Origin of the sequence: Kordiimonas sp. (assembly GCF_048264555.1) — a bacterium.
GTDB lineage: Bacteria > Pseudomonadota > Alphaproteobacteria > Sphingomonadales > Kordiimonadaceae > Kordiimonas.
Genome location: NZ_JBLXCX010000002.1, coordinates 724651 through 746383 on the forward strand (window position 1 = coordinate 724651; position 21733 = coordinate 746383).

General features: G+C 53.7%; 20 protein-coding genes. 12 read left to right on the plus strand and 8 right to left on the minus strand.

The features are described 5' to 3' along the window. The first annotated feature begins 5 nt into the window (after window positions 1-5). Window positions 6-1229: an ATP-grasp domain-containing protein gene (locus ACN0XZ_RS08490; protein WP_417457304.1), complete on the plus strand. Its 1224-nt coding sequence runs from the start codon at window positions 6-8 to the stop codon at window positions 1227-1229. Here the strand turns inward: ACN0XZ_RS08490 and ACN0XZ_RS08495 are convergent. The 3 genes from ACN0XZ_RS08495 to ACN0XZ_RS08505 are packed head-to-tail and all read right to left on the minus strand — an operon-like array spanning window position 1226 to window position 5606. Beyond that, on the minus strand, window positions 1226-2971 hold the full coding sequence (locus ACN0XZ_RS08495; RefSeq protein ID WP_417457305.1) for a cytidylyltransferase domain-containing protein: 1746 nt from the start codon (window positions 2969-2971) through the stop codon (window positions 1226-1228). The two genes, ACN0XZ_RS08490 and ACN0XZ_RS08495, sit on opposite strands and share 4 nt — an antisense overlap. Further along, the gene (locus ACN0XZ_RS08500) at window positions 2953-3816 is read right to left on the minus strand and encodes an N-acetylneuraminate synthase family protein (RefSeq protein ID WP_417457306.1); all 864 of its coding nucleotides are present in this window, start codon (window positions 3814-3816) and stop codon (window positions 2953-2955) included. Before ACN0XZ_RS08500 ends, ACN0XZ_RS08495 begins: the two co-directional genes overlap by 19 nt. A gap of 26 nt (window positions 3817-3842) precedes the next feature. Beyond that, window positions 3843-5606: a tetratricopeptide repeat protein gene (locus ACN0XZ_RS08505; protein WP_417457307.1), complete on the minus strand. Its 1764-nt coding sequence runs from the start codon at window positions 5604-5606 to the stop codon at window positions 3843-3845. Window positions 5607-5797: 191 nt separating this feature from the next. On the opposite strand from ACN0XZ_RS08505, the gene flbT reads away from it, so the two are divergent. The 9 genes from flbT to ACN0XZ_RS08550 all read left to right on the plus strand — a co-directional run bounded on the left by flbT (window position 5798) and on the right by ACN0XZ_RS08550 (window position 14531). Then, complete coding sequence (gene flbT, locus ACN0XZ_RS08510) at window positions 5798-6190, plus strand: flagellar biosynthesis repressor FlbT (protein ID WP_417457308.1); 393 nt, start codon at window positions 5798-5800, stop codon at window positions 6188-6190. Between the two features lie 27 nt (window positions 6191-6217). Then, on the plus strand, window positions 6218-6637 hold the full coding sequence (flaF, locus tag ACN0XZ_RS08515) for a flagellar biosynthesis regulator FlaF (protein WP_417457309.1): 420 nt from the start codon (window positions 6218-6220) through the stop codon (window positions 6635-6637). A 259-nt stretch (window positions 6638-6896) separates the two neighbouring features. Further along, complete coding sequence (locus ACN0XZ_RS08520) at window positions 6897-7724, plus strand: flagellin (RefSeq protein ID WP_417457310.1); 828 nt, start codon at window positions 6897-6899, stop codon at window positions 7722-7724. A gap of 271 nt (window positions 7725-7995) precedes the next feature. Beyond that, window positions 7996-8823, plus strand: a complete 828-nt coding sequence (locus ACN0XZ_RS08525) for a flagellin (protein ID WP_417457311.1) — start codon at window positions 7996-7998, stop codon at window positions 8821-8823. A 266-nt stretch (window positions 8824-9089) separates the two neighbouring features. Next, a complete protein-coding gene (locus ACN0XZ_RS08530) occupies window positions 9090-9917 on the plus strand; it encodes a flagellin (protein ID WP_417457312.1) in 828 nt (275 codons plus the stop codon). A 96-nt stretch (window positions 9918-10013) separates the two neighbouring features. After that, window positions 10014-10430, plus strand: a complete 417-nt coding sequence (locus ACN0XZ_RS08535) for a flagellar protein FlaG (RefSeq protein WP_417457313.1) — start codon at window positions 10014-10016, stop codon at window positions 10428-10430. A 223-nt stretch (window positions 10431-10653) separates the two neighbouring features. Then, a complete protein-coding gene (locus ACN0XZ_RS08540) occupies window positions 10654-11499 on the plus strand; it encodes an AAA family ATPase (RefSeq protein WP_417457314.1) in 846 nt (281 codons plus the stop codon). 7 nt (window positions 11500-11506) lie between these two features. Continuing rightward, window positions 11507-12676: a vWA domain-containing protein gene (locus ACN0XZ_RS08545; RefSeq protein WP_417457315.1), complete on the plus strand. Its 1170-nt coding sequence runs from the start codon at window positions 11507-11509 to the stop codon at window positions 12674-12676. Window positions 12677-12731: 55 nt separating this feature from the next. Continuing rightward, a complete protein-coding gene (locus ACN0XZ_RS08550; protein ID WP_417457316.1) occupies window positions 12732-14531 on the plus strand; it encodes a glycosyltransferase family protein in 1800 nt (599 codons plus the stop codon). Window positions 14532-14597: 66 nt separating this feature from the next. Here the strand turns inward: ACN0XZ_RS08550 and ACN0XZ_RS08555 are convergent, their stop codons facing one another. After that, window positions 14598-15089, minus strand: a complete 492-nt coding sequence (locus ACN0XZ_RS08555; protein WP_417457317.1) for an energy transducer TonB — start codon at window positions 15087-15089, stop codon at window positions 14598-14600. Between the two features lie 338 nt (window positions 15090-15427). On the opposite strand from ACN0XZ_RS08555, the gene ACN0XZ_RS08560 reads away from it, so the two are divergent. Next, window positions 15428-16906 (plus strand): alkaline phosphatase, encoded by a 1479-nt coding sequence (locus ACN0XZ_RS08560; protein WP_417457318.1) that lies wholly within the window; start codon window positions 15428-15430, stop codon window positions 16904-16906. A 68-nt stretch (window positions 16907-16974) separates the two neighbouring features. On the opposite strand, the gene ACN0XZ_RS08565 is transcribed toward ACN0XZ_RS08560, so the two are convergent. The 4 genes from ACN0XZ_RS08565 to ACN0XZ_RS08580 all read right to left on the minus strand — a co-directional run bounded on the left by ACN0XZ_RS08565 (window position 16975) and on the right by ACN0XZ_RS08580 (window position 18722). Further along, complete coding sequence (locus tag ACN0XZ_RS08565; protein ID WP_417457319.1) at window positions 16975-17472, minus strand: hypothetical protein; 498 nt, start codon at window positions 17470-17472, stop codon at window positions 16975-16977. Then, window positions 17465-18016, minus strand: a complete 552-nt coding sequence (locus ACN0XZ_RS08570) for a response regulator (protein WP_417457320.1) — start codon at window positions 18014-18016, stop codon at window positions 17465-17467. Before ACN0XZ_RS08570 ends, ACN0XZ_RS08565 begins: the two co-directional genes overlap by 8 nt. Before the next feature lie 98 nt (window positions 18017-18114). Further along, entirely contained in the window at window positions 18115-18465 is a 351-nt protein-coding gene (locus ACN0XZ_RS08575; RefSeq protein WP_417457321.1) for an Hpt domain-containing protein, read from the minus strand. Then, the gene (locus ACN0XZ_RS08580; protein WP_417457322.1) at window positions 18465-18722 is read right to left on the minus strand and encodes a hypothetical protein; all 258 of its coding nucleotides are present in this window, start codon (window positions 18720-18722) and stop codon (window positions 18465-18467) included. Before ACN0XZ_RS08580 ends, ACN0XZ_RS08575 begins: the two co-directional genes overlap by 1 nt. Before the next feature lie 176 nt (window positions 18723-18898). On the opposite strand from ACN0XZ_RS08580, the gene ACN0XZ_RS08585 reads away from it, so the two are divergent. Beyond that, window positions 18899-21721: a hypothetical protein gene (locus tag ACN0XZ_RS08585; protein WP_417457323.1), complete on the plus strand. Its 2823-nt coding sequence runs from the start codon at window positions 18899-18901 to the stop codon at window positions 21719-21721. Window positions 21722-21733: the final 12 nt, after the last annotated feature.

Consider the following 21733-nt stretch of genomic DNA (forward strand, 5'->3'; position numbering starts at 1 on the left):
CCACGATGCCGAACACACATAAGCGCCTTCTTGTGCTTGGGGCCGGTCAGGATCAGGCCTTCATGGTCAAAACGGCAAAAGCCATGGGCATCACAACGCTTGCCGTGGACATGAACCCGGACGCGCCGGCCCTCGCGCTCGCGGACGATTTTGGCATTGTCTCCACACGCGACATTCCGACGCTTAAGGCTTTTCTCGACGACTTTATCAAAGAAAAACCCATCCACGGTGTTGCCACCATGGGCAGCGATATCCCGCATATCGTGGCGGAAGTGGCCGAGCAACTGGGCACATGGCATATCGCCCATGAAACGGCAAAGCTCGCCACCAATAAGTATGAGATGAAAGAAGCTTTCAAGCGGGGCGGCGTGCGTATACCCGACTATCGGCTAGTTGGAAGCGCGCATGAGGTGCATGAGGCTTTTGACCAATACGGCAAGCTGGTGATCAAACCGCTGAGCGAGGCAGGTTCCCGCGGCGTGAGCCTTATCACCGACAAGGCGGATATCGACGAGCTATTCGCCCGTGCTTTCGCCTATGCGGTTGACGGCAAGGTGCTGATTGAAAGTTTCCTTGAAGGCCCGCAGATATCAACGGAAAGCCTGATGGTTGACGGCAAGATCGTCACGCCCGGGTATGCGGACCGCAACTATGATGTGCTGGAGCGTTTCCTGCCGCAGATCATGGAAAATGGCGGCATCCAGCCAAGCCAACATCAGGATGCGTTTGACAGCATTGAAGCCATGCTTCTCAAGGCGGCAAAATCCCTCGGCCTCCATCATGGTGTGATGAAAGGCGATGTGGTGCTGACAAAAGACGGCCCCGCCATTATCGAGGTTGCAGCCCGGCTCTCCGGTGGGGATTTCTGTGAAAGCCTCGTGCCCCTTGGTACCGGGGTGAATTATGTGCGCAACGTGATCCGCATGGCACTTGGTGAAGCAGTTGACCTTGGTGAGCTTACCCCCACCATGAACAGGGCCGTTTCAAACCGCTATTTCTTTGCGGAGCCCGGACGCTTTCATTCCGTTGAAGGGGTTGATGAGGTCACGGCGAAGGACTGGATACACAAGTTTGAGATCTGGTACAAACCCGGCGACATTCTGCCTGAAACCCGCAGCCACGGCCAACGTTTCGGCGTCTTTGTGCTGACCTCTGATGACCGCGAAAGCGCCATTGAGCGCGAAAAATGGGTTTATGACACCATCAAGATAAGGATCGACCCAGTTTAGGCCGCAAGCTGCTTGCGTACGAACTGAAGCAACTGCTCTCCCCGCTTGCCACCCACCAGCGACGGCGCATCCTTGGCCGGCTGCCAGCCGGCTGCCAGCTTGCTGATGGCGTCAGGCAATCCGTCCTCGCCGTCCACAGCAAGCGCGAGGCCTGAAGCCGCAAAGGTCTGCCACGCTTCTTTTTGCAGGGCATGGATGGGGTCGAACACCACCGTGGGCAAGCCCGCAGCCACACATTCGAAAAAGCTCATGCCAAAAAGCGTCACAGCGCCATCATACTGGTGCAGCCTACTCGAGAGATTATCAGGCGCTTGCAGAACAGACCAGCGATCGTGATGCACGAGGCTTTCAAGTTGAGGCGCTGGTGCCCGGGGGCCCTGCACCCATTCGAGCTGAACACTAGCGGGCACCGCCGCGTCCATCATCGCCGGGAGCCATTCGCCCGCGCCGGACACATCCGTGCTGCCCGTAAGGACAACAATCCGGCTCATTGAACTTGCGTGACTTTCCCGCCGCCGAATGTTGGGCAACAGATAACAGTCCCAGCCGAAAACCAGCTTGCCGTTACGCCGTGAAAGCCACTGCTCCGGCACATAAAAAGACGGCACATAATAGCCGTCAAACCCATCAACCTCCACCATACGGTCAAAGCCCAGCACCTTGGCATCCAGGGCTTTGCAGCACGCCAGCACATCATCAAGACCCTCAGGGGCGGAGGAAAAATCCGCGAACACAAGATCAGGTTTGAGCGTCTTCAGCTTGTCGCCCACCTCGGCCGCGTTCCAATGGTCCAGCCATTCATGCGCAAAAAACTGCAGGTCAACCACATCTGTGGCTTCACCGATCATCAGGAAAGAAACCTTGGCGGCCATACGGTCACGCAGGATTTCCGCCGCAGTACGGCAGCGCGATAGATGCCCAAGGCCAATGCCCTCGCGGCAGTCCACCAGCATGCAGATATGTTTCGAGCTTTCCCGCATATCTTTCTGATGCACATGCGCGTTCAGCGCGCCCAGGCTTGGGTCCTCCTTCAAGCGGGACATCACCCACTTGAGATCAACAATCTCATCTGCTTCATGGTTTTGATACCAATCCTCATATACCCGCTCCATGAAGGCATAGTCGGCCGGTGTATCAACAGAGATACGGTGCTTGAGGGTTGAGAAAAACGGATCATCGGGCACCATGGCAACCGCGCGCGGGCTGACCTTGCCGAGCCTGCCGTAGACAACACCAACATGCTCTCGCTCAAACGGCTCTTGGCTTGCAGCAACAATCGCATCCCAAAACTGGCGGCTATAAACAGCAAACCCTTCGTGGATCGTCTCCCCACCAACATGGTCGAGGTCCAATTTGGCGACATCCATATCATCGCCAGCTGCAACGCTCGCGATCATGTTCCCAAGTGTTGTTGGCTCGATAAGCGGGCAGTCACCACAGATATAACAAACCACTTCAGGATCATAGTGCCTGACGGCAGCATCCACCCGGCCCACAAGATCATTCACGTCGCCATCGTAAGCGCAAACCTCATAGCCTGCCCTGCCCGCCTCGCTGACAAGCGGGGCGTTATAGTCATCTGATGTGGTTGCAAGAACGAGCGTCGCATCTGGCCATGCGGCTTCAAGGCGGGGCTTGAGGCGCGTTATCAGGCTTTCGCCCGCCAGATCAAGCAGGTGTTTACCGGGAAGCCTGCTTGAATTAAGCCGGGCGCCAACAATGATCAAGACGCGGGATGCCATGTTTCCCTCACGTGCAGGAAAGGTCTTAGGCCGTCTGACGGGTCAGCCCGCCATTCCCGGTCGGTCTCTTCTGCGGGTGTTGGGGCCTTGATACCGTTGCCGTCGGCGATATAGGCCTGGTGGCATTCGGTAATAACGGGCTCAATCTCTTCCGGCAGCCAACAGTGGCCTGTCTGGTACTCTGCACCCTGTTCATCAAGGTCGATATGAAATTCAACCGTCGTGGCGCCCCAGCGGCTTACGGCACGACGCACCACCGCCGGGTTGCGGGAATGGTCTGACCAGCCAACGGGCACATTAAACGCGTTACGAATGGTCTCAATCGCTGCAAGATTGCAGTTTTCAAACGGGGTCGGGTAGCCGGACACGCAGTGGAGCAGCGTTAAATCCTTACCACCGGCACCATGGAACACATCCACAGCTGCCCCGATCTCATCCAGCGTTGCCATGCCCGTTGACAGCACCAAAGGTTTGCCCGTGCGTGCACACTCGGCAATCAGGTCATGCCATGGCAGCTCGTAGGACGCGACCTTGTAGAAATCTACATAGGGTTCCAGCTCCTCCACCGCCTTCAGGTAAAATGGGGTGCAGCAGAACTCTGCCTGCCTGTCATGGCAGGCACTTGCCAGCTCAGGCAGGAATTCAAGCGGCAGTTCCCACTCCCGCCGGGCGCGGTGTGTGGCGCTACGCTCAAGAATTTCTGGTGAGAATAGCTCATCAATCTTGAAAAGCTGAAACTTCACAGCGCCACACCCGATGGCGACAGAGCGGTTGATGAACTCAACGCAGCGGTCCATATCCCGCGCGTGATTGCTGGAAACTTCCGAGATGAAAAGCGGCTGCATATCATCCAACCTTTCTGTTGTTGATGTTACGCTTTTTCATGACTGGCTGCCCATTCCTTGAGTGCGCTGGCCACATCTTCCACATTGCGGCGCCAGTCTTTATCCGGGAAGCGTGAAAAATACCGCCCGTTCGGCGCCCACGGAATGCCCTCTTCCGCCCCAAAGCTCCACCAAGGTTTATAGAGCGTCAGCCACCAGACAGGCCGGTTGATGGCGGCCGCAAACACCTGCGTGGACATGGCCGGGCCAATCACCAGGTCAAGATGCTCCATAATGGAAAGATTGGCATCAATATCAGCCTTCAGGTTTACATCCTCAAAGCGGTGCAGCTTGAGCCCGGTGCGTGCCGTGAATTCCTCAACCTGCTTGCTGACATCACTATACTGCATGTTCACAAACTGGATGCCCGGCACGGAAAGGATGGGCTCCAGATCATCGAGCTTCAGGTACCCGAACTGGCGCGCGGCCTTGACCGACCCGCTTTGCCAAGTCACCCCAACTTTAAGGCCAGGGCCTAGCGCATCCACCCGCTTGCGCCACTCATCGCTCTTGGCCGGGTCTGCCCGCAGGTAGCCCTTTTTGGGAAAGCTGATGTCAGCTGTTTTATGCCAGAAGTGCTGAAGGATTGAGGCAAAGGGCATGGCATAGTCCACACTCAATTCGCCACGCTTGATTTTGCCTTCAATTTCCGGGAAAGCGCGGTAGCGGTACCCTTGCAGCATACCGTCCCTGTAGGCGCCCACGACGGCATCTGGAAATGCCCGCTGGTAGATATCGACCATGCGGCGGTCCACACCAATAACCAGTTGCTTGCAGTGCGGCTCAATTTCACGCAAGGCGAGGCCAAACATCACTTCGTCCCCAATGCCCTGCTCACACGCCGCCAGCACGACCTTATCCTTCAGGGAGGTTTTGCCGTCCCATTCTGGCAACCGGTGGGTATAAGTGATCTGCTGCGCCTGTACCCGCCGTGAGCTGAGGCGTGAGGCGTAATTTTTCCATGCTTCTTCAAGTTGCCCGGTACGGAACAGATAGAAGGCATGCCCGATTTGAATCTCAGGGTTATTGGGGTCAACCTCAAGCGCACGCTCTAAATACTGATGGGCGATTTCCTGATCCGCGATCGCGTCAGCAATGTTGCTCAATACCTTGTGGTTTTTAGGGTTGAGCCGCAGCGCCTCTTCATAAAAGACGATGGAGGCTTCCTTGCCGTCCCGAAACTTTACGGCCGTCGCCAGAACGTTCCACATATCCGAGCTATTCGGGAACATGGGCAGCATCTGCTGCGCCATCTCGATGGTTTCGTCGTATTTTTCCTGCCGGTTCAGAGCTGTGCACAGGTTGATATAGTGTTTGACGGTTTTTGGATCCATAGACACAAGCTGGTGCCCAAGCTTCTCCGCGATCTCATCAAATCCCATATCCAGCGCCAGTTGCTGGATAACAGAACACACATCGGGTGTCGGCTTATGGTAGTGAAGCGCGCGCTCAAGCACGTAGATCGCCTGCTCTCGCACCCCAAGCTGCGTGAGTGCATGCGCGAGGATGGTGAGGATATGCAGGTCTTCAGGCAACGCCTCCCAGGCTTTCAAAAGCTCGGTTACAGCTTCAGGCCATTCCTGCTTCGCCGCGTGCTGCTGCCCATTCTTGAGCGCAGCCTTGACTTCCTTGATAGACAGATTGGTTTCAGCGAACCCTGCTTTTTGCGCCTTGGACTTTGGGAAAACTTCCGGCCCAGCGGATTTCGCCTGAGGGCCAGTATTGCGCGCTTTTCTTTTGGTTGCTGCCAAGAAATCCTCCCGATCGCAGAAGCGTTTGCCGGACGTTACGTTAATGTGCACCTGTTGCAGCACGCTTGCAAGGGGGGTGCCAAACGCCTATTGTAGCGTATTCGCGACGATGTCCTTATGGTATATAGAGGAATCTAAACGGGACCAGCCAGATCAGGCGCGACAAAGGCTGGTATTTTAGGGAGGACCATATGGCGCTGAAGCTCTCATTGAAGCCCGACGAGCGGCTGGTGATAAATGGCGCGGTAATTGCAAATGCCGATAGGCGGACGACTTTGATCGTTCACAACAAGGCGTCGATCCTGCGTGAAAAAGACATTATGCAGGAAGAAAACGTCGATACCCCAGCTAAACGGATCTATTTTCCGATTATGTTAATGTATATGGGGCAAGGTGAGACAGATAAGTACTATGAGGAGTTCGTTCTGCGCATGACGGAGTTCATGAATGCGATTAGCACTCCTGCGGCGATTGAAAACTGTGTTAAAATAAGCCGCGATGTGATGGACCGTAATTATTATCGGGCACTCATCACCTGTAAAAAGCTGATCGCGTTTGAGCAGGAACGCCTTGGGGGACAGTGAGTAACAGGAACCTAACCGGGAAAGAGTATGTCATACCAAGCGTATCAGAAGGCCCAACAATCCTCCGAAAACCCGAGCCAGATCGAGTATCGCCTGTTTGCACAAGTAACAAACGCGCTGATTGAGGCTCGGGATAAAAACTTCAGGGGTGCAGATCTTGTGAAGGCGCTGGATTGGAACCGGCGCATGTGGTCCGTTCTATCCTCCGATTGTGGCACAAAAGGAAACGGCCTGCCCGACCAGTTGCGCGCGGGCATTATCTCTCTGTCTATCTGGGTATCCAAACATTCCTCTGCTGTTGCGCGGGGCGCTGAGACCGTTGATGACCTTATCAATATCAACCGCACCATCATGGAAGGCCTGGCAGATCAGGCACGCCTGCAAGCAAAAGCGGCTGAAAACAATCCAACCAGCCCGCAGCCCGGCACAGTGAACTCCACCCTGTAATTTTTGCCGCCCCTAGGTAAAAACTGCCCTCCCGACCTGACACTTCCTGCCCACTCGGCAATTTTTTCCCCATACTTTCATCGGCACACCCGGCACACATTTCCAGAAACCGGTAAAAATTTCCGATAATTTACAATCAATTAGGCAAAATTAGCCGACCTTCAGGAAAATTGGCATACCCCCTGCATCTGCTAAAGCGAAGGCAAAAGGCTTTCGTGAGCAAAAGGCTCAAATAGACTCTCAGAATGGAGAACTTAAAATGGCATTTTCTGTCAACACCAACGCAGGTGCGTTTGCTGCCCTGCAAAACCTCAACAAAACCACCAACGCACTCAACACCACTCAGACCCAGATTAACACGGGCCTGAAGGTTTCCTCTGCAAAAGACGATGCTGCTACCTTCGCTATCGCGCAAAAACTGCGTGCTGACGTAGCAGGCTTGAACGCTGTTAAGGGCTCTCTTGACCGCGCGACTTCAACCATCGACGTTGCAATTGCGGCTGGTGAAGCTGTTTCTGACCTTCTCATTGAACTGAAAGAAAAAGCTGTTGCGGCAAAAGATAGCGGCCTTGACACTGCAAGCCGTACGTCTCTGAACAACGACTTCACACAGCTTCGTTCACAGATCACATCGATCGTATCAAACGCTGAGTTCAACGGCACCAATGCTGTGAACACAGGCGGTTCCGCGATCGTAGCGATCACCAACGACACTGGTTCGAACGTGATTTCGATCGCAGCTCAGGATCTCTCTGTATCCGGCAGCAACGTAACACTGACCAGCACTCAGTCCATCGGCACGGCCGCTGCAGCATCTGCTGTTGTAGGCGCGATTGAATCCTCAATCTCCAACGTGAACGATGCTCTGTCTGCTCTTGGTTCAGGCGCGAAGCGTATCGAACTGCAGCGCTCGTTCGTAGACAAGCTGTCTGACTCGATTGAAGTTGGCGTGGGTAACCTCGTTGACGCCGACCTGGCTAAAACAAGCGCTAACCTGCAGTCCTTGCAAGTTAAGCAGCAACTTGGCCTTCAGGCGCTTTCAATCGCCAACCAGGCACCCGGCACAGTACTTTCACTCTTCCGGTAAGTGGTTCCTTAAAGGAACTCACCTTTTGGGGCCCCTCGGGGCCCCATTTTTGTTGCCCATATTCCGGGCAGTGACACCCCCCGGCCTCCCATGAACCAATTGTGTCATCTCGGCATATATTGCCGACACTTTTTTCCCTACCTATAACCACCAAACCCTTCGAAAGGAATTTTCTCTTTTCTGATCAGATAGTTACGTCTGGCACATAGATTGCGCATATGCGGGCAAGAGCAGAAAGGCTCAGTACGTATATCTCAGAAAGGAGACGACAATGACTTTTTCCGTAAACACGAACGCTGCAGCTTTGTCAGCGCTACAAAACCTGAACAAAACTGCTACCGGTCTGGAAAGAGTACAGACTGAAATTAACACGGGGTACAAGGTGTCTTCATCGAAGGACAACGCTGCTGTATTTGCCATCGCACAATCGCTGAGAGCGGATGTGGCTGGTTTCCGCGCGGCTGTTGGCTCCATCGACCGCGCACTGTCAACAATTGATGTTGCCATCTCTGCGGGTGAAGCCGTCTCTGACCTCCTCATTGAAATGAAAGAAAAAGCTGTTGCTGCGAAAGACAGTGGCCTCGATACCGCAAGCCGCTCTTCCCTCAACAACGACTTTACGCAACTTCGGTCGCAGATTTCTTCCATCGTCAACAATGCGGAGTTCAATGGTACCAACGCTGTTGTTGCAGGCGGAGATGACATTGTCGCCATCACCAACGATACCGGCTCCTCCACCTTCACCATTGCGGCACAAAACCTGTCGCTTTCGGGCACTGTGGTAACCCTTACAACAAGCCAGTCCATTGGCTCTGCCACGGGCGCAGCGTCTGTTGTGAGCTCGATCGAGTCCTCCATCGCAAATGTGAACACCTCTCTCTCATCCCTTGGCGCCGGTGCACGTCGTCTAGAATTGCAGAAAGAGTTTGTGAACAAGCTGAAGGACACAGTTGAGGTTGGTATCGGTAACCTGGTTGATGCCGACATGGCTAAAGCGTCTGCAAACTTGCAGTCCCTGCAGGTAAAACAGCAGCTTGGCCTGCAGGCACTTTCGATTGCCAATCAGGCCCCGCAGGCTGTCACCAGCCTATTTCAGTAAAACCCATGCCGGTCGAGCCACGGCTCGATCGGCATTTTTTTCCCACCCAGCACATCAGATGAGGACACTTTTTGCCCCATAGGCAATTTTTGCCTATAATTTCGCACACGCTCTCATTGGCTCTTTTGTGAAAAACCTCAACAAAACAACACCTTAAGATAAGGTAAATAAAACCATAATCTGGCCCATCTTTTGCATATATGAGTTCGGGATAAAAGATCCCGTGGGCAAAATGCCCGATAAAAACTCCAAAAAGGAGAAGCAAAATGGCTTTTTCGGTAAACACCAATGCAGGTGCGTTTGCTGCCCTGCAAAACTTGTCCAAGACAAGTAACTCTCTTCAAACTACTCAGAGCTCGATTAACACGGGTCTGAAAGTTTCGTCTGCAAAAGATGATGCTGCTACCTTCGCTATCGCGCAAAAACTGCGTGGTGACGTTGCTGGTTTGAATGCTGTTAAGTCCTCACTTGATCGCGCGACTTCAACCATCGACGTTGCAATTGCAGCGGGTGAAGCTGTATCTGACCTTCTCATTGAACTGAAAGAGAAGGCAGTTGCTGCAAAAGACAGCGGCCTTGATACTGCAAGCCGTACGTCCCTGAACAACGACTTCACCCAGCTTCGTTCACAGATCACTTCGATCGTATCGAACGCTGAGTTCAACGGTACCAACGTTGTTAGCTCCAGCGGTTCATCCGTTGTTGCCATCACCAACGATACCGGTTCAAACGTGATTTCGATTGCTGCTCAGGATCTCTCTGTTTCAGGCACGAACGTTACACTCACGTCATCACAGTCCATCGGCACATCCGCTGGTGCGTCTGCTGCTGTGGCAGCAATTGAATCTTCAATTGCGAATGTGAACGATGCTCTGTCTGCTCTTGGTTCTGGCGCGAAGCGTATCGAACTGCAACGTTCGTTTGTGGACAAACTTTCTGACACTATCGAAGTGGGTATCGGTAACCTCGTGGATGCCGACCTGGCCAAAGAATCTGCAAATCTGCAAGCTCTGCAGGTTAAGCAGCAACTTGGCTTGCAAGCACTTTCGATCGCCAACCAGGCGCCTTCGACAGTACTTGGCCTCTTCCGTTAATAGGTATTCGGGTGAGCCTCAACGGGGCTCACCCGCCCTTTAACGAAGAGTACGTCTAGGCAATAGTGAAGCAATATCTTCGCACGGAGTGAACCGATGACCGAGATAGGAAATACAAGCAGCAGTGCACAGGTCGTAGACCTGCGTTCAGCGCGCGCTAGTACTTCTGCATCTGCGGGTGTCGATCGCTTTTCTGCCTCTTCGGGACCAGAAAAAAGCGGGGCACCCTCCGCAGAAGTACTAACTCAAAGCAAGGGTACGGAACAAAATGTTGCCGCAGGCTCACCTTTAGAGAAGGCAGCCAAGGCACTTGAGCAGTTTATTCCCGAGAATGAACAGATACCGAATACCCGACTGCGTATTGACCGTGATGATGAAACAGGACGTTTTGTCTATCTGAATATCGACAATGAATCTGGGGAAGTGATCAAACAGTTCCCGCCTGAAAGCATTCTCGAGTTTCTGTCCTACTACCGCGAGGTAGCAGGGCTCACGGTAGATGATGAAGCTTAGGTTTGGTGCTTAACAGCGTATAGCGAAGTACCAAATCTTCGCTGTTTAGATTATTTTCACCTGTATCTGTGCGTGGGAGAAGCCCGCACGGAACGGGTTTTTTGTGTTTATATCAGTATAGGCATCATCCGGTTTTATCGCTGGACATTTTTTTCTCACGCGCTAGCTAACAGACAGAATTATATAACGCTCACTATTGATCAGAGTTTCGGAGATTTACCCCATGAAGTTTGCAGGCACCGAGAATTACGTCGCCACAGACGACCTTAAAATTGCGGTTAACGCGGCCGCGACACTCAGGCGCCCTCTTCTCATCAAAGGTGAACCCGGCACAGGGAAAACTGTGCTGGCGCAGGAAGTGGCGGACGCCTTCGGCCTCAAGCTCATTGAATGGCATATAAAATCCACTACCAAAGCCCAACAGGGTCTTTATGAGTATGACGCGGTCTCCCGCCTGCGCGACAGCCAGCTCGGCGACGAAAAAGTTAAAGACATCAAGAACTACATCAAACGCGGTAAGCTCTGGGAAGCGTTTGAAAGCGGCGAGACCCCTGTCCTGCTTATTGATGAGATCGACAAGGCGGATATTGAGTTCCCAAACGATCTGCTGCTCGAGCTCGACCGGATGGAGTTTCACGTTTACGAGACGGGCGAAACCATCAAGGCAAAAAACCGCCCTATTGTGATCATCACGTCAAACAATGAAAAAGAACTGCCCGACGCCTTCTTGCGCCGCTGTTTCTTCCACTTCATCAAGTTCCCTGACAAGGATACGATGAAAGATATCATCAAGGTCCACTACCCTGATATCCAGCAAACTTTGGTCCGCGAAGCGCTCAGCATTTTCTTTGATATGCGTGAGGTGCCGGGACTGAAGAAAAAGCCGTCTACCAGCGAACTTCTTGACTGGCTCAAACTTCTGATGGCAGAGGACCTGCCACTTGACGTGCTGAAGTCAAAAGACCCCAGCAAGCTTATTCCGCCGCTTCACGGCGCGCTTCTCAAAAATGAGCAGGACGTGCACCTTTTTGAACGTCTCGCCTTTATGAACCGCCGGCAGTCGAGCTAAAAGCGCCATGTTCACCGATTTTTTCTACAGCCTGAAAGATGGCGGCGTCCCGGTCAGCATCAAGGAATACCTGATGCTGATGGAGGCCATGCAGGCAGGCTGCGCCAACTGCAGTGTTGATGATTTCTATTTTCTGTCTCGTTCTGCTTTTGTGAAAGACGAAAAGAACCTGGACAAGTTCGACCGTGTTTTTGGCAAGGTTTTCGAGGGTATTGAATTCATCGGTGAGGAAACGGTCGATATCCCCGAAGAATGGCTCCGCAAGATGGCAGAGCTCTACCTGAGCAAGGAAGAGATGGACAAGATCAACTCCCTCGGCTCATGGGATGAGATCATGGAAACGCTCAAGAAACGCCTTGAGGAACAGGAAGCGCGCCATCAGGGCGGTAACAAGTGGGTTGGAACCGCTGGCACAAGCCCGTTTGGCGCCTACGGCTACAACCCCGAAGGTGTTCGCATTGGCCAGAAAGAAGGCCGACACGGCCGCGCCATCAAGGTTTGGGATAAACGCGAATACCGCAATCTTGATGATACGGTAGAGCTTGGCACCCGTAACATCAAGGTAGCCCTCAGGAAACTGCGGCAGTTCGCACGTGAGGGTGAAGCAACCGAGCTTGACCTGGACGGCACAATCAAGGCTACAGCCCATAATGGCTTCCTTGATATCAAGATGGTGCCCGAACGGCATAACGCCGTGAAAATATTACTGTTTCTGGACGTTGGTGGTTCAATGGACCCACATATCAAGGTGTGTGAAGAACTGTTTTCCGCCGCGCGAACCGAGTTCAAGCATCTCGAATTTTTCTATTTCCACAACTGCCTCTATGAACGGGTTTGGAAGGATAACAGCCGCCGTTTCAACAACACCACTCCAACCATGGACCTGATGCACACCTTCCCGCACGACTATAAAGTGATCTTCATCGGAGATGCGTCCATGAGCCCCTATGAGATTACATACCCCGGCGGGTCGGTCGAGCACTGGAACGAGGAATCCGGTGAGGTCTGGATGAAGCGCATGACAGATATCTACCAAAAGGCGGTGTGGCTGAATCCAATCCCTGACACGCATTGGGATTATTCCCACTCTATCCAGATTATGAAGACCCTGATGGAAGACCGCATGTTCCCGCTCACCATCGGTGGTATAGAAAGTGCGATAAAGGCGTTGCGGTAAACCCTGCCCCCTTTATAGTCTTGAATGAACTGATCATTTGAGACTGGGGCATATAATGGCAAGCACAACCGAAACTCTTGAAAACCTCAAGGCTATGGAGGCTGCTGCAGCTGATAATGCTGCGGTTCAGGAGGTTGAGGCTGCCTACGAGGAACTCGCCCCCACTCTTCAGCACGACGCTGCTTTCCTCTGTCAACGCAACAGCTTCCGGGTTCAGAACGCTGTGTTGATGGCAATACCGCGCCCGAAGGTGCTGCTGGGCCTTATTAACGGCAGTATTTACCCAAATTTTCATACCATGCCGCTCCTGCGCGTAGCAGATGTTGCCTCTCTCTCGACCGACGCAAAAGACGAACGCCCTGATCGTATTCCGTTCAACATCATCACAGATACGATGGACGACGCTGTAAACAAGCTGCCCCTCGGTTTCCAGCCTGATATCTATTGGGATCCACAGGCATGCGGTGGTTCAACAACACCCCGCGGCCTCGCATCCCTGCCCTTTATGACAGTTGCTGGATTCTGCCATCACCACCGGGCGGTCGAACTCCATAACCTCGCCTACAGCTATGATGCCATATGCCCGCTCTCAACCACCTACGCCGAGATTTTCAGGTCCACACTCCCACAGAAAGAAATCTTCGATCTGCCGTTTGGTGTAAACTGGGGATCATTCCATCATTTCATCCCTGCAGGGGCCGCAAGCGCGGAGCGCGAAATTGATATTCTCCTCACCTTTGATGGCACTTACACACCAATTTATGGGCAATACCGGGCAAAAGTTCATGAAGCCTTTCAAGCATTCAAAGAAAAGCATGGCGACAAATATCGCCTTGAGATTCAGCATGGCCTGAGCCGAGCCGATTATCTGGGCTATTTACAGCGCAGCAAAATTGTACTCAACGCCGTTGGCCTGCACGGCCCGTACAACTACCGGCTTTGTGAAGCGATGAATGCGGGCGCAGTGGTAATGCAGATCGACGCCCAATACGCAACCGGTGACCAGAAAATAGGTTCCTACTTCAAGGAAGATGAAGAGATCATCCTCTTCGATGAGGCATCTTTTGAAGCAAAAGCGCTGGCGCTTCTTGAAAACCCAGACAGGCTTTCTGCGGTCGCATCTGCGGGCAAGGCGCGGCTTGAGAGTGAATATTCCTATGAAATGCTCTACCTGAAGCTTTTGCAAACTGTACAGGAAACAGTACAAACAAAAGGTGGAAAGCTAAACCGGCTGCCACAGGAAACTGCCTCCGCCACCCGTGCCCTCGCCATGTTCCACTCCAACAGGCCAGAAAAGCAAATCACCTCGCTTCTCGATTTGCCCATAGCCGCCGCTCAAATGGATATGCAGTTTGAAAGTGCGCTGCTACCGCACCTGAAGTGTTACACGGCCATGGTAACCCCTGAAAATCTCGCGAACCTGTACGGTGAACATGAGGCACTGCAAAAATTCCCGAAAAACGCCATTGAAGGCTACAAAGCCTGCTTTGACATGATCGAAAAACCATCGCTGACCGATCGCTGGAATATGGCGGTGCTATGCTATGAGGCAGGTGACAGGGAAACCATCCGCCTTCTCGGTCTTTTCCAGGAGCTATTGAAGGCTGAACCTGGCGAATTTAGCGCCATGAGCTTCTTCACCACAGGCTTCAATATTGAAGGGTTTGATGAACAGTTCCACACGGAGGCTCGGGTCAATCTTCTCAACCTCGGTGTGCTGACCTCGCTTGGCGATGGTGAGCGCATAAGCCGTGCCATACAAGGGTATATGCTGTTCTGGGTCTGCATTCTACTTGCACATGCTGGCGACACATCCGCCGATTGGCAGGCGCGCGCCAATGCCTTTCTGGGGTAGATGAGGCACAAACAAAAGCCCCGAAGTGTGTACTCCGGGGCTTCTTTGTCATTCTAGGATAGAAACTTAGTCTGCATTGGCATCCAATATTTCAATGCTGGCGCTTACCGGGCCGCGCGCACGGGCGATTTCACGGCCGGTCACACGCGCATCGCGTTTCAGTGCGCGCTCTTCATCGCCTGACGCGGCAATGGCGTAGTTGAGGTGCAATGCAAAGCTCAGCTTCTCGCCGCGATAGTCAGACGGCAGTGCGGGAAATTCAGCATTTTTCACCACACGGCGGGCCGCCGCATTGATAAGGCCATTTTTTGCTGTCACCACGTTGTCCGTGTCCACAACATTCCCGTTGCGATCAATGGTTACACGGAAGCTGGCAAAACCCTCCGCATTCTGGCGGACAGCCATGGCCGGATACTTCATTTCCGCGTCAACGGACGCGCCTGCAGCTTTAGACCAGGCCTTCAAGCCATCGCTTTCACCCGCTTGCGCAGCCGCGCCAAATGTCATGGCACCAAGAGACGCCGCTACCATCAGACCTTTTGCAAAATTCTTATTCATGGAAATTCTCCTCGCTATGTCGCTGTGTGTGTATATTTTTGTTGTTGCCGCAGTTTTTCCTGCTGACCCTTCAAACATATGAAGCTGTTGATTTTTTTTGAGGGGTGATGCGACAAAGCGTGTGCCATATGCGGCCCGTCGCTAAACTTATGATCGTAAGTCATATATCCTGAACCGCATTTCTCATGCGCGCGCGGTATATTGTCGCGAAAAAGCACACAATTGGCGGCAATGACTCCAATCCGTCAAAATCCCCTTTTATTAAAGCGGAATACTTTGCTAAAGCTTGAGCCTATTGGCGCCCAATACAAACGACTATCCTTTGAAAGGGGAGACTGATGAAAATCGGTGTAATCAGCAGCTTTATACTCGCAGCTGCGCTGAGCGGCGCCACACTGGCCGCAGAGACAGATACAATCGGCACGAAAGAAAGCTGGCTCAAAGATGGTGAGAAAGCCATCGCTGACCGCGTCGCCGTTAAGGTCAACGAAAAGCGCGCCAAAAATGTTATCCTGTTTGTGGGCGACGGCATGGGTATTTCAACCCTAACGGCCGCGCGCATCCTGGAAGGCCAGCTTCGCGGTGAAAGCGGTGAAGAAAACTACCTGAGCTTTGAGCGCTTCCCCTACACCGCGCTGGTCAAAACTTACAACGTGGACGCTCAGGTCGCTGACTCTGCTGGCACAGCATCGGCCCTAAACACAGGCATGAAAACCCGTATCGGCGTTATCAACACACCGCCAACCCAGAACCAGAAAGAATGTGCAGCCGACACATTCACAGCAGTTACCCCACTTGCATATTACGCTGAGAAGGTAGGCATGAGCACAGGCATTGTGAGCACCGCGCGCCTCACCCACGCCACACCAGCCGCCGTATATGCACACAGCCCCATGCGGGACTGGGAAGCCGATAGCGAAGTACCCGATGACGCCAAAGCCGCCGGGTGCCGCGATATAGCACAACAGATTCTGGACCCGATGATGGGTGATGGCCTCGAAGTAGCCCTCGGTGGTGGTCGCCGCAATTTTGTGCCTGAAGGTGACAAAAAGGGCAAACGCACCGATGGCCGCGATATCACCGCCGAATGGACCAAAACGGCAGAGAATGCCCGTTATGTGGAAACGGCAGAGGAACTGAGGAATGTTGACCTTGGCTCGACAGATCGCCTGCTTGGGCTTTTTAGTAGCTCTCATATGGATTTCCACGCAGACCATAGCGCTGAGCAGCCTGAACTGGCAGAGATGACGGAAACCGCCATCAATATGCTTAGCAAAAACGAAAACGGCTTCTACCTGATGGTTGAAGGCGGCCGGATTGACCATGGTCACCACGGCGGCAGTGCTTATAACGCGCTTAATGACGCTGTTGCGTTGTCTGCAGCGGTGCGCAAAGCCGTGGAAATGGTTGACCTGGATGAAACGCTCATCCTTGTAACCGCAGACCACAGCCACGTGTTCACCATGGCTGGGTACCCGCAGCGCGGCAACCCGATCTTCGGCATCGTGAAGGAGCCTGTAACGGGTGAAGTATCACTGATGGGTGACGGCAAGCCATACACCACGCTGGGGTACAACAATGGCCCCGGTGCTGTACCTGGTGACCGTCCGGTGCTTACGGACGAGATCACCACAGACCCCAAATTCCTGCAACAGTCGCTCATCCCGCGCTCAAGCGAAACGCACGGCGGTGAAGATGTGGCGCTGTTTGGTATCGGGCCCTGGGCTCATCTGGTACGCGGCACCATGGAACAGAATGTGGTCTTTCATATCATGGACCACGCGCTGGGCCTGCGCGAACGGGCCGCGGCGGAATAGTTCTGCTCTTCAGAACGCACAAAGGGGACCAAGCGGTCCCCTTTTTAGTACGTAGACTAACTCGCGGGTTAGGCGCTGTATTTCTGGATAGCGTCGTTCAAGCTGTCCGTTAGCTTTTCGCCAATTTCACCGCCGGTGCCGCTAACCCTGCCGCGAATAACCGCCCGCATTGCATCAAGATGCGCCTTGATCAACTCAACCTGCCCGTCCGATATTTCATCGCGCTTGTAGGTAAAGCCGTAAAGCGAGTCTGCGAAGGTCGTGATCAATGGGTAGCCAAACGTCCCGCCCTGCCCCTTCATATCGTGGGCGATACGATGAATTTCCTCGAAACAATCGCGGCGACTTTCCGGCGTGTCTACACAGCGGCCATGTTGTTCCTGAAGTTTCACAATAAGGCCGGACACCCAGTCAGGGTAGTCTTCTGACATCTTTGTCAGGGCCTTCTCGGCGGCCTCCAGCGCTTCAGGTGAAATGCTTACTTTGCCCGGCGCCAAACCTGCCGTCTTTTCCTTGAGGCGGTTCTTGAAGCGGTAGAAGCGTACGATAACCTGTTTTTTATCCACGGATAATCTCCACGCCTTCGCTCTTGTCGGTCAATACCCTGCGTTCAGGGCCGCCATGATCCAGTTTCTGTCGTCTGCGGTCTGGGCCAAAAAAGTCCTTGGTATGCACGAACTGACGCGGCCGCTCGATGATTGAGATCAGTTTTTCACCGATATTTTTGATGGTGAAGGGTTTGGCCAGCATATCGGTCACACCCATTTCACGAGCCTGAAGCACGCGCTCTGGTTCCGTATAGCTTGTGATCATCACAAAAGGCACAAAGCGGTCCGGGCTGTCCTTATGGCGCCGCACCCAGCGCAGGAACATCATGCCGTCGATGGGGTGCATGTCCCAGTTCGATATCACGATATCAATCTGCTGCACGCCAACCCGCATGGGCTCATTTTTCACCCGCTGCAGGAAGTGTATAGCGTCACCACCGTGCTCAACCGCGAAGACATTGCCCACACCAAGAACCTTGAGGGAGTTGACAAGCAATGAACGGATAAAGGGGCTATCCTCTGCCAACAGAACATTTACCCGGTCGAAATCATAATCGCTCATATAGTGGCCCTACAGCTCCGGCTTCTCATAAACCTTTGATTTCCTTGTAACGCTTGACTTTACGCGCGGTCAATCATTTCAATTTCACATGCACATCGTTAGCGATTTTTAATGGTGTCCAAAAGCTGTTGCAGGCGACTATCCAGCTCCTGCAACACTCGTGTTTTCAGCGTATCATCCTCATGGATGCCGTCTTGGTGTTCTGCGCGTTCCGCCTCCCGCGCGAGCCGCCATGCACCGATGCTACGTGCTGCGCCTTTAAGCTTGTGAGCATTTGATCGCCAGTCTGTCTCGCCAGCACTGGAGAGGTCAGCAAGATACCCCGGCGCTTTGTCGGCAAACACTGCAAGTATCTGCGCCTCAAAATCGCGGTCCCCGCCTGAGAAACCCCGCAGGTGATCCGGGTCAAGCACTACATCCTCATTCCAGTTAGATTGTGGTGCCCCCATCATGCCTCCAGCACCTTGCGCCCCGCGCTTGTGAGCTTACAGACCAGCCAATCTGGCTTGATGGGGTTGCGACGCCAGGGCTCACACCAGCCGTTCGACAGACATGCACGAACTGTCTGGTCATTGATACGTTGGCCGTGCCGATCAAAGAGCGGCAACTTTCCCCCAGGCTCATTCAGACCACGTTCAAGGTAACGCCGCTGCGCCACACTTGGCTTTACTGCCCCCGCGGTCTTCACGATTGTCAAATTGGCCATGGCAGCCCTTCCTGAAAAACGTGAAACCTCTTCCCGTCCTCAATGATGCCATAACTTCGTAACAAAATACCAGCCATCACGTAAAAACCTCCGTTCAAGCCATTGACGGACGGCATGTAATCATAAACTGTAACACAAGGCGCAAAGCGCGCGCGGGGAAGACCATTGAGGGCACAATGTCAAAAGCGGAAATGAATTTTCCTGAACCTGAGCAGGAAGATGATGTGAAACAAACCACAGAAACCAGCAAGCCGGATGAAGCTGAACGCAAGGCCGTTGCCGCCCGAAACACACGGCGCATGCTTCCCTTCATCCTTGCGAGTTCTTTCACAGTTTTGTGGCTTTCCGGTGCTGGATATTATCTATGGTCAACATCAGCGCTAGTTGAAATTCAGGCATCTGCAACCGCGCTCTCAAGTTTTATCGGTGGTCTGACTACGCCAATCGCAATCTTCTGGTTGGTGGCACTCGCCTTCCAACGCACAGACCCGCTCCTTGAACGTCGCCTCGCCATGGCGCAAAGCCTCCATAAAGCAGTGGCGCCAGTTGAAGTCGCTGAACAGCGCCTGGGGCAATTAAACAAAACACTGAAGAAAGAGCTTCAAAATATTGAAGCTGTTGCAGATTTAGCATCTGATAGAATTAACAATCTGGAAAAACGCTTTCAGGAACAGATCAGCAACCTCTTCTCCGCGACCGCAGACACGGAGGCCCGTACATCCTCAATTCGCGACCTGCTGGAACGTGAGCGGCAATCTATGGGAGAAACCACAAAAGAGATTGAGGACCGCTTCAACAACCTCGAGATCATGGTCAGCACAATGGCCGCACGGCTTGAAGGCGCTGGCGAACATGCGGCGGGCACCGCCGACACCGCGCGCGGCAAAATAGATACAAGCCTTGATGCCCTTGCGGGCGCGACCGAAGCCATGGAAGCACGGCTCGGCAAAGCCAGCCAACACGTAGGTAAAAAAGCGGGCGAAGTGCAGGATATTGTTGTTGATGTTGAGTTGCGCCTGCAGTCGGTGACGGAAAACGTCCTGTCCGGCATGGACCGCTTCCGTCATGACGTTGAAGGCCTTGAGGGCCGCTCGGCAGAGCTATCTGAGCATATGCAGACCCAGGCCACTGTGCTCGCTGAACTGGCACAACTGGCCGCGCAAGAGTCGGCAAAAATCGAGCAGACACTCAAAAGCCATGTCGGTGAAGTGCATACAGCAGCCACCGAGGCACTTGAGCGTACGAATGAAGTATCCAGCATCTTCGCTGAGCGCACACAGGCCATGTCCTCACAGGCGATTGAAACCGTGGAACGGGCCAAAAACCTGCTCGAAGAAGCCGGCAAGTCGCTTGAGGATCACTGTGCGGCAGCCCTTTCCACGAGCGAGCAGGTTAACCAGAAAACGCTGGAGACCACCGAAGCTACAGGCAAAGCGGTGCTGGAACATGCAGAACAGGTTGACCGTGTACTCGGTGAAGGGCTTGAGCGGGCACGGCACGCGCTTGAAGCTACCATGGCAGCGATATCCGGCCATGGTGATGAAGCCGTATCAAAAGCGGAAGACGCGGCAGAGCGCACACTACAGCATATCCGCCAGCTTCGCGCAGGTGTTGAAGAACAGCTGGAAGAGCTTGCTCGTGCCGGTGAAGAAAGTGGCGCTGCCCTCAGCGAAACCGCTGACAAGCTGAGCAACAAGGCCGCGAGCCTCACGAAGGAGATGGGCGAAAGCGCGGAAGAACTGGCAGAGAAAGCAGGTGGCGCAAACGAAGAGCTCGCGAACGTGCGGGAACAAATGAGCCTGCAAACCGGCGTACTATCAAGCGTACTGAACGAAACGCGCATGAAGCTGGCCCGGCTTGAGGAAGACCTCACCTCCCAGCGCGATGCCCTCAATGACGCGTCAACGGAAGCGGCTGACCGGGTAATTGAAGCGGCAGAGCGTTTCCGTGACCAGAGCCGAGCGCTTCAGGACACAGCCTCACTTGCACAAGAAGATATCGCAGGCCGGTCTGGTGAGTTGGTCTCCTTGATGGATGAGATGAAGAGCGCAGGCAAAGGAACCCGCGAAGAACTGGAAGGCGCATCAGACGCGCTTTCTGAAAAAACCTCGGCCCTCAGAAGCGAGTTGGCGGAGTCCCGCGAGGCTCTTGGTTCCGCCGCCGACGCCTTTGCCGGCGAGCGTGACCGTATCGGCCATGACACAGAAGAAGTGATCAAGAAGCTCAATCAGGCCTCTGACAGCATGAGCAAAGAGGTTGAGAACTTCGCGCTCGGCTCCATGGAAGCGGCCACAAGGCTCGACGCTGCCAGCCAGTCGCTGATGGATCAGACAGAGCGTGCGCAGGGCGATATGAAGCGCGCAGTTGAGGACACACGGAACGAGCTGACCGCAAGCATGGACGATATTGCCAACCGTGCGGCCGAGCGCATCACATTCTTGCAGGAAGAAATGCAAAGCACCCTCGCCCGTGTACTAAAGGAATATCAAGAAACGGCAGACCAGGCCGAAAAAGAAAGCGCACTCCTCGCCATGCGGATCGGGAACGAAGCCGAGAAGGTGGCGCAGCGGGCCGAGCATTTCATTGAAAAAACATCAGAGATTGAAAAGCGCATTGCCGGTGCCACAAAAAATGATTTTGCGCGCACGTCACAGCTTCTCATGGAAAGCCTGCAATCGACCTCTATCGATATCAACAAAGCCCTCTCTCATGACCTGCCCGACGATGTGTGGGAGGCCTATTTGTCTGGTGATCGGTCTGTGTTTATGCGGCGTTCGGTCAGAAATGCGGACCGCAAGACGAAAAAGGCCATTGCCGACAAGTTCCAGACAGACTCTGAGTTCAGGGAAGCGGTTGCGCGTTACTGCCGTGATTTTGAAGGCATGATGGAACGCGCGATGATGGGGGACCGGGGCAGCGCCCTTTCGGTGACACTTGTATCTTCCGACATGGGCAAGCTATACATCCTGCTAGGTCAGGCACTGAAGAAGTTCAGCTGACAATAGTCTCGG

Excerpts from the sequence above, each read along its gene's own strand:
- ACN0XZ_RS08495 (WP_417457305.1), bottom strand. The coding sequence starts at position 2,971 with ATGGCATCCCGCGTCTTGATCATTGTTGGCGCCCGGCTTAATTCAAGC.
- ACN0XZ_RS08520 (WP_417457310.1), top strand. The coding sequence starts at position 6,897 with ATGGCATTTTCTGTCAACACCAACGCAGGTGCGTTTGCTGCCCTGCAA.
- ACN0XZ_RS08500 (WP_417457306.1), bottom strand. The coding sequence starts at position 3,816 with ATGCAGCCGCTTTTCATCTCGGAAGTTTCCAGCAATCACGCGCGGGAT.
- ACN0XZ_RS08560 (WP_417457318.1), top strand. The coding sequence starts at position 15,428 with ATGAAAATCGGTGTAATCAGCAGCTTTATACTCGCAGCTGCGCTGAGC.
- ACN0XZ_RS08535 (WP_417457313.1), top strand. The coding sequence starts at position 10,014 with ATGACCGAGATAGGAAATACAAGCAGCAGTGCACAGGTCGTAGACCTG.
- flbT (WP_417457308.1), top strand. The coding sequence starts at position 5,798 with ATGGCGCTGAAGCTCTCATTGAAGCCCGACGAGCGGCTGGTGATAAAT.
- ACN0XZ_RS08585 (WP_417457323.1), top strand. The coding sequence starts at position 18,899 with ATGTCAAAAGCGGAAATGAATTTTCCTGAACCTGAGCAGGAAGATGAT.
- ACN0XZ_RS08490 (WP_417457304.1), top strand. The coding sequence starts at position 6 with ATGCCGAACACACATAAGCGCCTTCTTGTGCTTGGGGCCGGTCAGGAT.
- ACN0XZ_RS08575 (WP_417457321.1), bottom strand. The coding sequence starts at position 18,465 with ATGGGGGCACCACAATCTAACTGGAATGAGGATGTAGTGCTTGACCCG.
- ACN0XZ_RS08545 (WP_417457315.1), top strand. The coding sequence starts at position 11,507 with ATGTTCACCGATTTTTTCTACAGCCTGAAAGATGGCGGCGTCCCGGTC.
- ACN0XZ_RS08570 (WP_417457320.1), bottom strand. The coding sequence starts at position 18,016 with ATGAGCGATTATGATTTCGACCGGGTAAATGTTCTGTTGGCAGAGGAT.
- ACN0XZ_RS08540 (WP_417457314.1), top strand. The coding sequence starts at position 10,654 with ATGAAGTTTGCAGGCACCGAGAATTACGTCGCCACAGACGACCTTAAA.
- ACN0XZ_RS08525 (WP_417457311.1), top strand. The coding sequence starts at position 7,996 with ATGACTTTTTCCGTAAACACGAACGCTGCAGCTTTGTCAGCGCTACAA.
- ACN0XZ_RS08530 (WP_417457312.1), top strand. The coding sequence starts at position 9,090 with ATGGCTTTTTCGGTAAACACCAATGCAGGTGCGTTTGCTGCCCTGCAA.
- ACN0XZ_RS08550 (WP_417457316.1), top strand. The coding sequence starts at position 12,732 with ATGGCAAGCACAACCGAAACTCTTGAAAACCTCAAGGCTATGGAGGCT.
- ACN0XZ_RS08580 (WP_417457322.1), bottom strand. The coding sequence starts at position 18,722 with ATGGCCAATTTGACAATCGTGAAGACCGCGGGGGCAGTAAAGCCAAGT.
- ACN0XZ_RS08555 (WP_417457317.1), bottom strand. The coding sequence starts at position 15,089 with ATGAATAAGAATTTTGCAAAAGGTCTGATGGTAGCGGCGTCTCTTGGT.
- flaF (WP_417457309.1), top strand. The coding sequence starts at position 6,218 with ATGTCATACCAAGCGTATCAGAAGGCCCAACAATCCTCCGAAAACCCG.